The sequence below is a fragment of the Melioribacter sulfuriphilus genome, from assembly GCF_051488685.1.
Taxonomy (GTDB): domain Bacteria; phylum Bacteroidota; class Ignavibacteria; order Ignavibacteriales; family Melioribacteraceae; genus Melioribacter.
Map to the genome: position 1 here is coordinate 16406 of NZ_JBPSEH010000001.1, position 15359 is coordinate 31764.

Here is a 15359-nt window from a genome sequence, read left to right on the forward strand (position 1 = left end):
CGACTCCTTAGTTTTTAATTTCGCCGCCGCCGAAAATTATAATTCCTTTGATATAAAGAATTTTGTCCTCGTCAATATTTGAATCTGATACATTCCTTCTTGAATCAGAAAAGCCGCCAAAAATCGGTAGTACGTCGATCACAATCTTCCAGTCTGATGGTACAATCAACGTTGTACCTCCGAAGATGATTGTAATTTCGAGAGTGCTATCGCCTTCGGCAAGATTGCAATTGGAGAGATTAATTTCCGAGCCTCCAAAAATTGATACGATATTTCCGCCTTTGAAATTATTTATATAATAATTCTTGTTGCTACCGCCGAAGACTGAGACTTCTTCGATCATTCCATCTTCCGTCGATGCTTTCCTTTCGCCGATTTTAGTTTTATGATGGAAATATCTCCCGCCGAAACGATGGATTGAATTCCCCCTTTGACGAAAAAGTAGATAGACACCGAGAAGGATAAGTAAGATTGGCCAGAGTTCTGGTGCTATTTTGAACAATCCGATGGCTATAAAAATAAGTCCTGCTGTTTTATTGTGCGTCAACAAAAAAAGAAGGAGTCCGAACAGGATAAACAAATATTCCCACGAATAAATGAACTCGGGAAGAATCAGGACTCCGTAATTGTCGAGCAATAACAATGTTCCCAGCACTATTAGGATAAGTCCCATTAGAATTCTTGTAGTCATATGACTTTGCATTAATTACTCCATTTATAAATTCCATTCGCAAGTTAATAAATCGAAATTGTTCTGAAACTATAATTCGGCAAAATGCAGATTTTTATCGGTAAAGTCGGACTATGCAATTTCAATTGTCGAATAGATTAAATGTTTTCGTAAAACTCTCTGATGATCAATGGATTTTCAATATTGAATTTATCGATTACAGCGTCGAGTAAATTTTCTCGAACGGCAAGAATCAATTGATACGAAGCAGAACTATTGAGCGCAAACTTCAAAGCGGAAGCGAGTCCTGAGTCTTGAAGTTCGAGTCTACCGATCTCGTCGAATACGATGGCTTCGAAATTTTGTTTAACTGCTTCGATCAGTCGCTCGTTAGCCCAGTTGAAAGCTTTCAGACTGAAACGATATTTTCCGACGTTTACGGCATCTTCGCTTTCAGTAGTTTCTAATGAGAACAACGTTTTGCTTTTAATGTGAAAAAGGAAACGCTTACCATCAATAACCGGCTGGAGAATGCCATCGATATTGGATTGCGTGGTTGTCCATTTAAAAAGAGCCGTAGTTTTGCCTGAGTTAATAGGGCCTGAAATAATTTTTATACTGTACATTTTCTTCATTCATCGTAAGAAGCAAGAAAAAAGAGAGGGAAAAGAAAAATATGAGCCGTTGTATTCCGAGGTATCTTCTGGAGACCGACCAGCTGTTATTGATAATGGCGCGGAAACTCGGAAAGAGATCGGTTATTTCGTTTATTTCGGAGGCATGTTCAAATTTTTCCTTTTCGATAAATCTTTTGAATTTTCCGATTACAATTGGAGAGATTATGCTGAACCAGATAAACGAAATTGTAAAGGAGCGGAGCAACATAAACACAACACCCCAGAAACGATTATAATTATTCAGATAATACGAGAATACCAGCAGAAACAAACAAAATATGATAAATAAAATTCCCGACGGGCGCTGCCACCATCTTTTAATCTTTTTACCTTTTTTTTCTTTATTAATAAAATAGTCCGAGGTAATCAGATGAAAAACATAATAAGATTTATAATAATCGTAGGCACTCCTTACCCACCTGGGTATATTAGAAGCCTTTAATCCTACTATTATTCCAGCAAACAAATGCACTCCAACATAGAACGTAATAATCATCATACTGAAGCTGAAGCCAGAACTTGTATCGAACTTATAGAACTGTAGAACGATATAATCTGCAAATTCGTTGAGCGATTCCCATAATGTAAAACCGAACAATAGAGTTAGAACAAAAACCTTCTGAAATGCCGAATAGAACAAAGATAGTACACCCAATAAAAAAGTTGCTAATTTGTGCGATTTGATATAAGAATATAGATAAAATCCAAGGAAAGCCTGAACTGTTATTGCAAAGTAAGAATTCAAGGGGCTGTAAGGACTGACAACAGCTTTAACTAAAGCAGCTAAGAGTGCTGATTTCAAAATGATTTTTTTGTCTTCGGAATAATAAGCCAGAAGTGAAATATATATGACAGTGGCGACGCTAAGGAAAAGGCCGGTGAAAGGAATTTTAAGGATGTGTAGAATACCACCAAACGCAGCCTCGCTGAAAGCCCAGAGAGCAGTTATTCTTTTTAAATCAATTTTGACTTCGTCTGGCTTGACTGAATCAAATAATTCTTCGGTGATAAATCTCAATTATTTCTTTCCTTTCTTTTTGTCGAGAATATCGTCGATCCAGCTCATTACTGCCATCGAAGCCGGGAAACCGATGGTTGGGATTGCCAGAAGCGCCACATGTCTGATTTCCTCATTTTTAATCTTTGCTTTGACTGCTTTTCTGACCTGAGCATGGACTGCGCCTTCCATCATCGCACCTGCCGAAAGAGCCAGCTTAATTAGTATTCTCGTCTTTTCATCGAGCGGACCAGCCTCGTGGACAGCACCTCCCAGCTTTTCGTAAGCCACTGCTACTTGGGGATATTCTTTTAAAAAACGCTCAAATCTCTTGGGTAGTTTTGCCATTTTTTGCCCTGATTGATTCTTCAATTAATTAGTTCAGAGAACTAATCATAATTATTATAGAGTTGAAAATATAATTTTGTATTTTTACAAACAACAAAAAAAATTTTTTCAGGGTACATCAAAAGTGAAAATATTAGTTACAGGCGGAGCCGGATATATCGGTTCTCATTTCGTAAAATACCTCGTAAACAACAATTATTCACCTGTGGTGCTCGACAGTCTCGTAAGAGGTCACCGTGAAGCTGTCGATAAATCAATTCCTTTTGAAAATGTCGACCTGCTCGATTACGTTGAGTTAGAAAAAGTAATTAACAAATATAAACCCGAAGCGATCGTTCACTTTGCTGCTTTTGCATACGTGGGTGAATCGGTAGAAAATCCGGAACTTTACTATACAAATAACGTTGTTGGAAGTTTTAATTTGATTAAAGCAGCTGTTAAACACAATCTGAAAAAGTTTGTCTTTTCTTCCACGTGTTCGATCTACGGCAATCCAAATAAAGTTCCAATTTCGGAGTCTGAACCGGCAAAACCGATTAATCCTTACGCAAACACCAAACTTGTAATTGAGATGATGCTGAAGGACTTTGAATTAAGATACGGTTTGAAGCACGTTTGTTTAAGATATTTCAATGCTGCAGGCGCCGACCCCGAAGGAGAGATAGGCGAGAGCCATTCGCCTGAGACTCATTTAATTCCAATAGTTCTCGAAGCCGCTCTGGGCAAACGCGATAAAGTTTTTGTTTTCGGAAACGACTACGATACACACGACGGCACATGCATCAGGGATTATATTCATGTGATGGATCTGGCAGATGCTCATTTAAAAGCGCTTCTTTATCTGGAAAAAGAAAACACTTCGTCGGAAATTATTAATCTTGGTACAGGCGTTGGAAATTCTGTTCTTGAAATAATTAATAAAGCCGAAGAAGTTACAGGCAAAAAAATAAATTACGAAATTACAGGACGACGTCCGGGCGATCCTGCAGTTCTCGTTGCCGACAATAAAAAGGCACGACAACTTCTGAACTGGAAACCAGAAACAAATATTGATGAAATCCTTTCGACAGCATGGAAATGGCATTCTAATCCAAAATACTGATTATGATTTTCGAAAAAGTACATATCGATGGACTACTGATCATCAAACCAGATATTTATGAAGACGAGCGCGGTTTCTTTTTTGAATTGTTCAACAAATTCAAATACGAAGACGGCGGAATTAAATTTGAATTCGTTCAAGATAACGTTTCAAAATCTGTAAAGAATACAATTCGTGGACTTCATTATCAAGTCGGCAAATTTGCTCAGGGGAAACTCTGCACGGTCTTAAAAGGCAAAGTTCTCGACGTGGCAGTCGACATTCGATATGGTTCGCCAACTTACGGCAAATGTTTTTCTTACGTGCTTGACGACATTAAAAAAGAGCAACTCTGGATTCCGCCAGGATTTGCACATGGTTTTTCAGTCCTATCGGACGAAGCATTTTTCATGTACAAATGCACGGCGCGATACAGCAAAGAACACGAACGAGCTATTTTGTATAACGATCCGCATTTAAATATCGACTGGCACATTGAAAATCCAATTGTTTCGGAGAAAGATTTGAAAGCAAAAAAATTTAACGAAATAGAACACGATTTCTTATTTAAGCAGGAGGACATTTAATGAAATTAGCTGTTATTGGAACCGGTTATGTGGGACTGGTCAGTGGAACTTGTTTTGCCGAAATGGGCAATACGGTTATCTGCGTGGACAACGACCAGAAAAAACTGGAGAAATTAAACCGTCGGATTGTACCGATATATGAACCCGGCCTCGAAATTTTATTCCAGAGAAATATTGACAAAAATAGACTTACTTTTACATCCGACCTGCGTCGCGCGGTTGAAGAGTCTGAAATAATTTTTTTATGCCTGCCAACTCCACAAGGTGAAGATGGATCGGCAGATTTGAAATATGTGTTTGGAGTTGCTGAAGAAATTGGCAAAATATTACAGAATTCTCAAAAGAATGATTTTAAGATTATAGTCAATAAGAGCACTGTTCCTGTTGGCACTTCAGCAGCTGTCAAAAAGATACTTGAAAAGTACAACATTGAAAATTTTGAAGTGGTTTCGAATCCTGAATTTTTGAGGGAAGGATTTGCAGTGGATGATTTTATGAAGCCCGACCGGATAGTAATAGGTGCAAGGAATCCGAAAGCTTTTGAAAAAATGAGAGCTTTATACGAGCCCTTTGTGCGACAGGGTAACCCGATTTTTGAAATGGATCCAGAAAGTGCAGAGGTAACTAAATACGCTTCGAATTCTTATCTGGCAATGAGAATTACATTTATGAACGAACTGGCAAATTTCTGCGAAAAAGCCGGTGCTAATGTGGAAATGGTTCGCAAAGCAATGGGATCCGATACACGTATTGGCAAACGCTTTCTTTTTCCTGGAATTGGTTACGGCGGATCCTGCTTTCCAAAAGATGTAAATGCATTAATTAAAACTTCCGAAGAATTTGGCTCGCCGATGAAAATTCTGAAAGTTGTCGACGAAGTAAATAAAAACCAGAAAGAAATTCTCGTAAAAAAAGTTAAAGAGCATTTCAACGGTATCTTAGATGGCAAAACTTTTGCCGTCTGGGGTCTCTCCTTCAAACCCAATACCGACGATATGCGGGAAGCACCCTCAATTGTAATTATCAATCAATTACTCGCTGCAAATGCAAAAGTGGTTGCATACGACCCGGCGGCAATGGAAAACGCGCGTTTCTATCTGGGCGATAAACCTCAATATGCTCAAGACCAATATTCGGCTCTCAAAGACGCCGATGCACTGCTGATCCTTACAGAATGGAATGAATTCAGAAATCCAGATTTCGAGCAAATGAAAAAGCTGCTGAAAAACAGATTGATTTTCGACGGCAGAAACATTTTCGACCCAGCAAAAATGAAAGAACTTGGTTTTGTATACTACAGCATCGGACGCAAACCCGTAATCAATTAAATTTCTCTTTCCCTCAATGCCTGCCTCGTTTATGGCAGGCATTTCATTTTATGTACCATATTGATAAAACACCACTAAATGGGACACCGCATCTTTAAATTACTTCATTTTTTTGATGAATAACCCTAAAATTAAGGCACTATTTATGCGATAATAAAGGAAAGAAATTTTAAAATTTTATGGAACTAGACGAAATCATTTTTCATATTCTCACAATCTCATTCGCAACTGCAATAATTATAATTCTTTTTTCTTATTTAATTACAAAAATAAGAAAGAAAAATCAGCCGCCTGTTATAAGAACCAGTCAGGTTCCCCCGGTTATCAATCCCTGAACACATATAATTTTGCCGCGTAATATAAAAGTAGTTAAGCAATACGACTTTAAGAAAGAGATGGAAAAGAGGCACGTCAAAGCGCACCGATATAAAATTATTAACGAGGAAATTCATAAAAGATAATAGTGAACTGAATTCTTGAAAGTATAGCGGATAAGAATATATAGTCTATTACGAGTGTAATAAAAATTGTGACCTGTAATAGACACGTTACGTTAGCAATTAAATTTATTCGAAGAAAAAAGAAATCCTTTCATCAGATAAGAGTCGGGACTATCTTAATGCGTGCTTTAAGCGATCGGCACAAATTTCATTATACTTTTGATAGCCCCGACTGTCAAATTAAGCTTTCATCCGTTCGCCTTTTTCTTCTTTACTGAAGATCCATCCGACCACTTTACCGATATCGATTTTACCGAAGTCGTTCCAGTATTTCCTGGTACGAACGTGCATTGAACTGGTATCTTCTTCTGGAATTGAACTGGCTTCTGCAATGATTGCATTAATCCTCTCGATCCAGGTTTCCATGTTTTTCTCTCTCAAATCGACCCAGCCGTCGTGTGCCCACAAATCGATACTTTCTGCGGTAATATTCAATTCATTTTCGCCTCTGAACGGAGGAATCTTCATCGTATTACCTCGTAGCAGGGATTTGCCATCGGGCAGAAGAATTGGAATACCAATCGAAATTATTTCATTTCTCAACCTGTCGTTTTCTTTGATGTACTCGAAAACTTTGTTCGATAGTTCAGCTGGAGAAAATTCTGGTATTCTTTTCATTTCGCCGGCGACGTGTCTCAGTAAATTTATTTCATGCAATAATTTTGAAAGGCGCGGTGGACCTAACAATTCGAATGCAACACTTTCTTTGCCGTACAAATTTTCGAGTTCTTCGAGTTTCTCGACGGCTGAATGCTGCAAGAATCCGGCTCTGTATGTTGGTTCGAGCGTTGCATTGTCGAGAGCATTGATTATGTCGTGACCAGTATTACCGCCTTTAATTTCGTATATCAGGTCGTCGGCAATTTCTTCTGGAGTTACATATTCCATCTGTCCTTGAGTTGTAATTGCCTCGAACTCTCCTCTGGAAAAAGTGCCATTCTCTCCGGTATCTATGTAAACCGATTTTAATGATTCACCGGTTGACTTGAATTTAATATCGGGTTTTAATTGCAACTTTCCTTCTAACCTAACAGCATCATTCAAGTCGACATTCTGAATTTCGATTGGTTTTCCTCCTTTTCTAATTTCACCGAACTCAATTTTTTTCCAGGCGATGGCGGCAGTCGGTTTAATTTCTTTTGTAATTGGTCCTTGTGGAGTTCTGCCCATTAAAAATAGCAATAGAGTATGAGCTCCGGCTACGGCAGATTTACTCAGCAGAACGCGTGACGGTTTCTCTTCGCTGTGTGTGTAAGGGATATTCAATCCCATTCCCCCTGTGCCGCTCGTTCCAATCTTAAAATAAATTTTTGTGCCTGCCCTGCTCATTGCATTATAAAGTATTTGTACGTGTCGGATAATTTGAGGAACATATTCGCTGCAGAAGAGTTTTTCCATTTCATTTCGCATTACTTCGGCATCCGAGCCTTCGTTCATTAATCTTTTAATCCGGTAATAAGTCGAATAGATATCCTGGTATGCGATTGCCGTTGCTGAATTTACACAATCGATAACAATTTCTGGTTTGAATTCCATAATTAATTTATAAGCCGCCGAAGCCTCAAGTATCTCGTCGTTCAATTCCTCCATTATATCGTACATAAGAATTCGGCGTGATTCGGGATCTTCGAGCAGTTCCAGACGATTTTTATCCTTAAATTCATACCGTACAAAAATATTTCCCCACCACGGAACAAAATAGTCTTCCGGCAATCCGGTGAATTCTTTCTTTAGCTTTTCAACCTGTGCAAGCGCTTCTTCTTTTTTGAGTGAAGTTACAATAATTCTTTTTGGCTTTTCGCTCACCAGTTTGCGCGTAACGGCGTTACCTACCAGTCCCCATGCCCCCAGAACTAATACTGTTTTGTTTTGAATATCCATTATAACTCCAATTTTATTTTTAATGATAAATTAAGGTTACTTTTATCCGATTTCAAGAAAATTGGTAGTAAAAAAATCTGGTCGATTGATAAAGGGATAATGGTTTCTTAAATTTGTAGCAGTAAAAACTAAGTGGGTATTAGATGAAAATTTCGGATATTTTACAACCCGACAAAATTATACCTTCGTTGAAGGGGAAAACCAAAGCCGAAGTTATTAATGAATTGGTAGATTTATTTCGAGATGACGAACGGGTTAAAGACCTTGAAGGGGTTCGTGAAGCCGTACATGAACGTGAAAAAATAATGTCGACAGGTGTTGGTAAAGGTTTTGCCATACCGCACGCTAAATCAAACGGCGTCAATGATATCATTGCTGCATTTGGTAAACTCGACGAGCCAATCGATTTTCAGGCTCTCGACGGTCAACCGGTAAACCTTGTCTTTTTACTCGTCGGCAAAGAAAACCTTGTCGGGCCGCACATCAAACTCCTCAGCAGGATATCGAGAATGATGAATAACGAGGAATTCAGAGAAAATCTTTCCAAGGCTAAAACTGCCGACGAAATTTATAATCTCTTTCTGGAAGAAGAAAAACAATATTTCGAAATTAACTAATACCAGGTTTCTCCTTAATGATTAAAGCCGTTACAGGTACAAAAGATATCCTTCCAGGTGATATACCCAAATGGAGGTATATTGAAAATCTCGTCCGCACAACTTTTGAAAAATTTAATTATAGTGAAATTCGGACACCGATTTTTGAAGAAACGCGACTTTTTGCTCGTGGCATTGGAGAAGAGACCGACATAGTTAGCAAAGAAATGTATACATTCGAAGACAGAGGCGGACTCAGTATTACTCTTAAACCTGAAATGACAGCCGCTGTAGTGAGAGCATTGATTGAGCATTCACTCCATAAAAAATCACAGTTAAACAAGCTCTTTTATATCTCTCCTATGTTCCGGCAGGAAAGACCTCAAGCAGGCAGGCTGCGTCAATTTCATCAATTTGGGGCCGAAGCAATCGGCAGCAACGACCCTTTTTTAGACGCTGAAATGATTGTGATTGCCTATTCCATATTAAATCAAATTGGACTGAAAAATTTAACCGTAATCATCAATACTCTCGGTATTCCTTCAGAAAGAGAATCCTACAAAAATGAATTAAAGGGTTATCTAAAAAATCACTACAGTCGTCTTTCAAACGAAAGCAAGAGAAGATATGAGACCAATATCCTGCGAATCTTCGACAGCAAAGAGGAACAGGATATCGAGATAATGAAAGATGCACCCCTTCTTATCGATTTTCTCGGAGCTCAAAGCCTCGAACACTTTGATAAAGTAAAGAATGCTCTTGTTAAACTTGGAATAAAATATGAAATAGAACCCAGATTGGTAAGGGGGCTGGATTATTACACACACACCACATTCGAAATAGCAAGTGGCAGCGTCGGCTCGCAAAGTGCACTGTGCGGAGGAGGTCGTTATAACGGTCTGGTTGCCCAACTCGGAGGCGACGATTTGCCAGGCGTTGGATTCGCTGCTGGAATTGAACGAATTTTACTGGCTTGCGAAAATGAAAATATCCTTAATATCCCTCAAGATAAAATTGACGTATATGTAGCATTGCTCGATAAAAATCTCAACGACGATTCTTTTATTCTTACTAATCGATTGAGACAGAAAGGATTAAAAGCCGAGTGCGATTATCTGTCGAGAAGCCTGAAAGCACAAATGCGAGAAGCAAACAAATTGAATGCTTCATACGTACTCTTTTTTGGTGGCGAGGAATATAATGATAAAAAGGCTCTATTAAAAAATATGACGACCGGCGAACAAACTGCCATTTCGTTTGAAGATATTGACTTGGTCGTCGATAAAATAAAGAGAGGTTGATATGCCTCTGCGTAAAGTAAACGATCCGCCAAAGATTCCCAAAACGCGGAAGAAAAAACCCGAATCGGTACTGAAAGCTATACCAGCACCCAAGCCCGACAAGCTCGAGTATTTATGCAAACTCTTTTTCAGATACGATAAAACTGTAAAGAAACAATATCTCGTTATACGTATCGAAACTATCGCATATTTTACAAACTTTACGTACGAAATCACTTATGACTTGATAGAAAAAGAGAACAACATTTATATAATAATTACAGGACTGAAAGCTAGAATGGACCTCGTGCCTGAAGTAGGTCCTGCATCATGCGAATTATTGAGAGAGTTTCTGGAAGGTAATATCAATATAAATCTAACAAAGCAAGACGGGGCTATCAACAGCGCTGAATACCAGGTCGATTTCAACAACAGGGCAATTAATTTGATAAAAGAATTTATGCCTCCCAAAAAAAACAACCGCATCTTCTGTAAATTCGAAGTGGATAATAATAATTTTAGTTTTGCTGACTAAGCGGGGACTTTAAATTGGAAATTATTTACGGCAGGAAGCCCGTACTCGAAGCAATTAATGCAAAGGAAGACATCGAGGTAATTTACGTTGCTTATGGTCAGCATGGCGAAGCAATAAATCGAATATTTACAGCAGCCAAGAAAAACAATTTTAAAATCACACAACTCTCTTCGAAAAAATTCAAGCAGCTGGCTGGCAATCTAAATACTCAAGGTGTAATTGCAATTAAAAGCATCTATAAATTTCTGGATTATCGCGAACTGATCGATCATTCTTTAAAAAGTAAAGAGCCTTTAATTTTAATACTCGATACATTGCAGGATACTCACAATCTTGGAGCAGTTTTGAGAACAGCCGAATGTGCAGGGGTTGATGGAGTAATAATTACGTCAATCAACAGTGCACCTGTAAACGAGACAGTAGCAAAAATTTCAGCTGGTGCATTATCACATTTGAAAATTTCCAGAGTCGGAAATCTTATGCAGCCAATAAAATATCTCAAGGAGAAAGGATTCTGGATTGTTGGAGCTGACGTTTCTGAAAAATCGGTAAATTACGACACTGTCGACTATTCTTCTCCAATTGCCCTTATAATAGGTAACGAAGAAAGAGGAATAAGAAGGCTCGTTTCAGAAGAATGCGATTTCCTGGTTAAAATTCCGATGAAGGGAAAAATTGACTCATTAAATGTATCTGTTGCAACAGGAGTAATTCTTTTCGAAATTAACCGCCAGCGTTCAGTCAAACGAAAGGATTAAGAATTCATAACTTTTTCGTAATAGTCTATGTACTTCGGCACAATCAAATCTTTGTCAAAATTTTTCACTGCTCTGTTTCTTGAATTCAATGAAAAAGTTTTATACTTCTTTTCGTTAGTAAGCAAATCGAGAACATATTTTGCCATTCGTTCCACGTCCCCAATTTCTGCAATATATCCGGTTTCGTTGTGAATAATTAATTCGGGTAATCCACCTACTGAGGAACTGACAACAGGCAAACCACAAGCCATTGCCTCAAGAGCAGAAAGACCAAAACTTTCGGACTGAGAAGGCATTAAAAAAATGTCAGCTGCATTTAAAATTTCTGGAAGTGCATCTTGCTTGCCCAAAAAAATTACTTCTTTATGGAGATTTAATTCCCTCGTTAATCGTTCGCATTCCGAACGTTCCGGTCCATCGCCTACAAGTAAAAGGCGTGTTGGAATTTGCTTATTAACAATATAGAGTATTTTGATTGTATCGGTTACTCTTTTAACGGCTCGGAAATTAGAAGTGTGAACCAGCACTTTTTCTCCATTCGGCGCAATATGATTCCTGAAGTCTTCGTTCTCCTTAGGTCTGTATTTATTAATATCTATAAAATTATAGATAACCTCTATCTCTTTCTGGATATTGAAATTCGTCAAAGTTTTTTCTTTCAGGAAGCGGGAAACTGCCGTTACGCCGTCGCTTTCTTCAATACTGAATTTAACGAGCGGCATAAAAGATGGTTCCAATCCCATCAAAGTTATGTCGGTACCATGTAATGTCGTTATAAATTTAATATCGCTGTTTAATTTTTTTCTAATTTGCTTTGCCAGATATGCACTTATCGCATGAGGAATTGCATAATGTACATGCATTAAATCCAGGTTTTCATATTCAATAACTTCAAGCATTTTACTCGTAAGCGATATATCGTAAAGCGAGTGCTCGAAAAGCGGATAACTTGCCATTTCTACTTCGTGGAAAAAAATATTTTCGACAAAACGATCCAGACGATGAGGAATTGCATAACTAATAAAATGAACCTGATGACCTCTGGCAGCAAGTTCAAGTCCTAATTCGGTTGCAACAACTCCGCTACCGCCATAAGTTGGATAGCATGTTATTCCGATTTTCATAACTTTTCTTATAATTTTTTGTAACTTTTGACCATACAACAAATTCATGATTTAAACTGTTCACAATATATTAATTTTTCAAGATATGAATATTGCACTGGTAGGACATTCGATTATCGACTATATCTCCCATTACGGGAAAGAATATATAAGGCCAGGTGGAATTTATTATTCTGCGCTCGGCATGCTTTCGCAGATTAACGAAACGGATAACGTTTTTTTAATTACGGGTGTAGATAAAAATAAGTTCCACCTCTTTAATTCTCTCTACAGTAAATTGCGCACCGATTTTATTTTCAATTTAGCTGATATGCCTTCAGTCCTTTTAATTACCGAACAAGAAGGAGAGCGGGAAGAAATCTATAAAAATTTATCCGACAGATTAATTCTACCCGATATCGACTGGAACCGTTTCGACGGCATTCTAATTAATATGATAACTGGTTTCGATATCGATCACCAACAACTTGAAAAAATTAGAAAGAATTACAAAGGACTAATTTATTTCGACGTCCATACATTGGCACGCGGAGTTGATACAAACAACAAGCGCTTCTTTAGAACAATACCTGAAATAGAAAAATGGCTATCATGCATCGATATCCTGCAGTGCAACCAGAACGAGTTAAAAACTATTTATGACTACAGTGACAGGAAAGAAGCAGCGGCAGAAATTATAAATCACGGAGTTAAGATTGTTCTGATTACAAAAGGAAATTCAGGAGCAGAACTTTATTATATTTCGGGCGAGCAATTAGAAACGGTCGAAGTCAAAGCTGAAGATGTGGATGAGATTAATAAAATTGGTTGCGGCGATATCTTTGGGTCGGTCTTTTTTTATTCATATCTTTCGACGCAGGATTTGAATTACTCTCTAAAGAAAGCCAATTATTTTGCCGCTCTATCTGTATCTGGTAAAATTGACAACATTATAAAAGCAAAATTATGATTAAGACGAGAATCTTGATTGTTGGATCGAATGGAATGTTAGGTCAACGTCTCACACGTTTCTTTTCATCGCGTTTGGATAAATTTGAACTTTTGTGTACCTCGATTGAAAAGAATTCATATATAAAATCAGTTCAGTATAAAACCCTCGACATAACAGACAAAAACAGTGTAAAGAAAATAATACTCGATTTTTTTCCCGATTTTGTAATAAACGCCGCCGCTTATACAAATGTTGACAAAGCTGAAACAGAACGCGAACAGGCGTGGAAAATAAACGTAACGGGTGTAGAAAATCTGGCATTCTATTCATGGACAATCGATGCCCATCTTATCCACATTTCTACCGATTATATTTTTGACGGGAAAAAGGGACCTTATACCGAGACCGACCGTCCCTGTCCAATTAGTTATTACGGCAGGACAAAACTTGCCGCGGAGAATTCGATAAGAGCAAACGGAGTTAGATATACAATATTGAGGACAAACGTTCTCTACGGTCCAGTTCAAGAAGGTAAGCCGGATTTCGTTAAATGGGTAATTAACTCTCTGAAAGAAAACAAGGTTATCAGCATTGTAACCGACCAATACAACAATCCAACTTTTACGGACGACCTGGTAGATTCCATAGCCAGAATAATTGAATTCAAGAAAGAAGGAATTTACAATATAGGCGGGAAAGAAATACTATCCCGCTACGAATTCACACAGAAAATTGCGGACTATTTTCAACTCGACAAAAAATTGATTCGACCTATATTAACAAAAGATTTGAATCAACCGGCACCGCGCCCACTGAAATCGGGATTAATTATTCTCAAGGCCATAACCGAACTGGGTTATCAGCCTCATTCAATTGAAGATACTTTTTCTGTAATAAAATCGGAATTGAATTTATAGTGTTTCATATTTCTCTTTTAAAATTAAATGCACTAATCGTATCGGAAAAATTATATCCAGTGAATATTTTTGAACTCAACGTAGATAACTTAAGTAAATCAAAAAAAAATGTATTTTTTAATATATAATTCAGCATTTCAATACCCATTCAAAATTTGTATATTTTGTTATGATTTATATCATACAATGGTAAAACACAATTTCTTAATATTCAGGCAAGAAATTTAACTTTCGTGAAATATGGAATTCCAAAACTGGTCTATCGACAAAGGGGATTATAAAAGAGATAAAACAGCCACGTGGACTTATCAAAAGAAGCTAATTAAGAAACGGCGACTAAAAAAAATATTGCTATTAATTCTTTATATAACAGTCCTCACATTTGCATCATACATAATTATAGAAGGATTATGAGTAGCGATCGAGTCTGAATTTTTCACCAAGATAAAGTTTACGAACTTCCTCGTCTTCAGCTAATTCGTGGGCAGTTCCTTCCTTAAATATTTTTCCGTTAATCAATATGTAAGCCCGATCTACAATGCTCAACGTTTCGTGTACGTTGTGGTCTGTAATTAAAATGCCGATGCCTTTATGTTTCAAGTTGGCGACAATATTCATAATATCTTCCACGGCAATCGGGTCGACGCCTGCAAAAGGCTCGTCGAGCAGGATAAATTTTGGATTTGTAGCCAGTGCTCTTGCAATTTCTGTCCTTCTTCTTTCGCCTCCACTGAGTTGAAATCCCATACTTTTTCGAACGTGTTTTATACCGAGTTCGTCGAGAAGGGATTCGAGCCTTTCTTCCCTTTCTGACTTAGAAATGTCTATCATTTGAAGAATTGCCATAATATTGTCTTCGACACTCAATCTACTGAAAACGGAGGCTTCCTGTGGTAAATAACCGATGCCCATTTTAGCTCTTTTGTACATCGGTTCTTCCGTAATCTCGTTACCATCCATGAACACTCTTCCGCCATTGGGTTTAATCATTCCAACAATCATATAAAAAGTAGTGGTTTTACCTGCGCCGTTCGGCCCTAAAAGCCCTACCACTTCTCCCTGTTCAACCGATATAGAAACTTCGTTTACGACAGTTCGTTTCTTATAAATTTTCTTAAGACCTTCACCACTTAATTTCATATTACCAAC

Annotated in this window: 16 protein-coding genes; 9 read left to right on the forward strand and 7 right to left on the reverse strand. The window is 37.8% G+C overall.

Translation table 11 applies throughout. The annotated features are described in order from the left end of the window. Window positions 1–7: 7 nt before the first annotated feature. The 4 genes from ACSSV9_RS00065 to ACSSV9_RS00080 all read right to left on the reverse strand — a co-directional run bounded on the left by ACSSV9_RS00065 (window position 8) and on the right by ACSSV9_RS00080 (window position 2692). Window positions 8–703, reverse strand: a complete 696-nt coding sequence (locus ACSSV9_RS00065) for a LiaF transmembrane domain-containing protein (RefSeq protein WP_437345191.1) — start codon at window positions 701–703, stop codon at window positions 8–10. A 125-nt stretch (window positions 704–828) separates the two neighbouring features. Continuing rightward, window positions 829–1296, reverse strand: coding sequence for a nucleoside-triphosphatase (locus tag ACSSV9_RS00070; protein WP_437345192.1), 468 nt, complete (start codon window positions 1294–1296; stop codon window positions 829–831). Next, the gene (locus tag ACSSV9_RS00075) at window positions 1262–2365 is read right to left on the reverse strand and encodes a hypothetical protein (RefSeq protein ID WP_437345193.1); all 1104 of its coding nucleotides are present in this window, start codon (window positions 2363–2365) and stop codon (window positions 1262–1264) included. Before ACSSV9_RS00075 ends, ACSSV9_RS00070 begins: the two co-directional genes overlap by 35 nt. Beyond that, entirely contained in the window at window positions 2366–2692 is a 327-nt protein-coding gene (locus ACSSV9_RS00080) for a carboxymuconolactone decarboxylase family protein (protein WP_437345194.1), read from the reverse strand. It lies immediately after the preceding gene. A gap of 124 nt (window positions 2693–2816) precedes the next feature. Between ACSSV9_RS00080 and galE the strand changes: the two genes are divergently transcribed. Genes galE through ACSSV9_RS00095 form a run of 3 tightly spaced genes read left to right on the forward strand, consistent with a single transcriptional unit; the run spans window position 2817 to window position 5688 of the window. Continuing rightward, on the forward strand, window positions 2817–3794 hold the full coding sequence (galE, locus tag ACSSV9_RS00085) for a UDP-glucose 4-epimerase GalE (RefSeq protein ID WP_437345195.1): 978 nt from the start codon (window positions 2817–2819) through the stop codon (window positions 3792–3794). A gap of 2 nt (window positions 3795–3796) precedes the next feature. Next, complete coding sequence (rfbC, locus tag ACSSV9_RS00090) at window positions 3797–4360, forward strand: dTDP-4-dehydrorhamnose 3,5-epimerase (protein WP_437345196.1); 564 nt, start codon at window positions 3797–3799, stop codon at window positions 4358–4360. Continuing rightward, complete coding sequence (locus ACSSV9_RS00095) at window positions 4360–5688, forward strand: UDP-glucose dehydrogenase family protein (RefSeq protein WP_437345197.1); 1329 nt, start codon at window positions 4360–4362, stop codon at window positions 5686–5688. The genes rfbC and ACSSV9_RS00095 overlap by 1 nt, the downstream gene beginning before the upstream one ends. Before the next feature lie 680 nt (window positions 5689–6368). Here ACSSV9_RS00095 and ACSSV9_RS00100 read toward each other — a convergent pair. Beyond that, window positions 6369–8069 (reverse strand): Rossmann-fold NAD(P)-binding domain-containing protein, encoded by a 1701-nt coding sequence (locus ACSSV9_RS00100; RefSeq protein ID WP_437345198.1) that lies wholly within the window; start codon window positions 8067–8069, stop codon window positions 6369–6371. A gap of 143 nt (window positions 8070–8212) precedes the next feature. On the opposite strand from ACSSV9_RS00100, the gene ACSSV9_RS00105 reads away from it, so the two are divergent. From ACSSV9_RS00105 to rlmB, 4 genes are read left to right on the forward strand one after another with little or no spacing between them, the layout of a single operon-like run. Then, window positions 8213–8686, forward strand: coding sequence for a PTS sugar transporter subunit IIA (locus tag ACSSV9_RS00105; protein WP_437345199.1), 474 nt, complete (start codon window positions 8213–8215; stop codon window positions 8684–8686). 17 nt (window positions 8687–8703) lie between these two features. Further along, on the forward strand, window positions 8704–9966 hold the full coding sequence (gene hisS / locus ACSSV9_RS00110) for a histidine--tRNA ligase (RefSeq protein WP_437345200.1): 1263 nt from the start codon (window positions 8704–8706) through the stop codon (window positions 9964–9966). A 1-nt stretch (window position 9967) separates the two neighbouring features. Continuing rightward, entirely contained in the window at window positions 9968–10480 is a 513-nt protein-coding gene (locus tag ACSSV9_RS00115; protein ID WP_437345201.1) for a hypothetical protein, read from the forward strand. Between the two features lie 14 nt (window positions 10481–10494). Continuing rightward, window positions 10495–11238, forward strand: coding sequence for a 23S rRNA (guanosine(2251)-2'-O)-methyltransferase RlmB (rlmB, locus tag ACSSV9_RS00120; RefSeq protein ID WP_437345202.1), 744 nt, complete (start codon window positions 10495–10497; stop codon window positions 11236–11238). Here rlmB and bshA read toward each other — a convergent pair. After that, window positions 11235–12362, reverse strand: a complete 1128-nt coding sequence (gene bshA / locus ACSSV9_RS00125) for an N-acetyl-alpha-D-glucosaminyl L-malate synthase BshA (protein WP_437345203.1) — start codon at window positions 12360–12362, stop codon at window positions 11235–11237. The two genes, rlmB and bshA, sit on opposite strands and share 4 nt — an antisense overlap. Window positions 12363–12447: 85 nt before the next feature. On the opposite strand from bshA, the gene ACSSV9_RS00130 reads away from it, so the two are divergent. Beyond that, complete coding sequence (locus ACSSV9_RS00130; RefSeq protein ID WP_437345204.1) at window positions 12448–13311, forward strand: carbohydrate kinase family protein; 864 nt, start codon at window positions 12448–12450, stop codon at window positions 13309–13311. Beyond that, window positions 13308–14210 (forward strand): dTDP-4-dehydrorhamnose reductase, encoded by a 903-nt coding sequence (gene rfbD, locus ACSSV9_RS00135; protein WP_437345205.1) that lies wholly within the window; start codon window positions 13308–13310, stop codon window positions 14208–14210. The genes ACSSV9_RS00130 and rfbD overlap by 4 nt, the downstream gene beginning before the upstream one ends. 408 nt (window positions 14211–14618) lie before the next feature. Here rfbD and lptB read toward each other — a convergent pair whose 3' ends face one another. Then, window positions 14619–15350, reverse strand: a complete 732-nt coding sequence (gene lptB, locus ACSSV9_RS00140) for an LPS export ABC transporter ATP-binding protein (protein ID WP_437345206.1) — start codon at window positions 15348–15350, stop codon at window positions 14619–14621. Window positions 15351–15359: the final 9 nt, after the last annotated feature.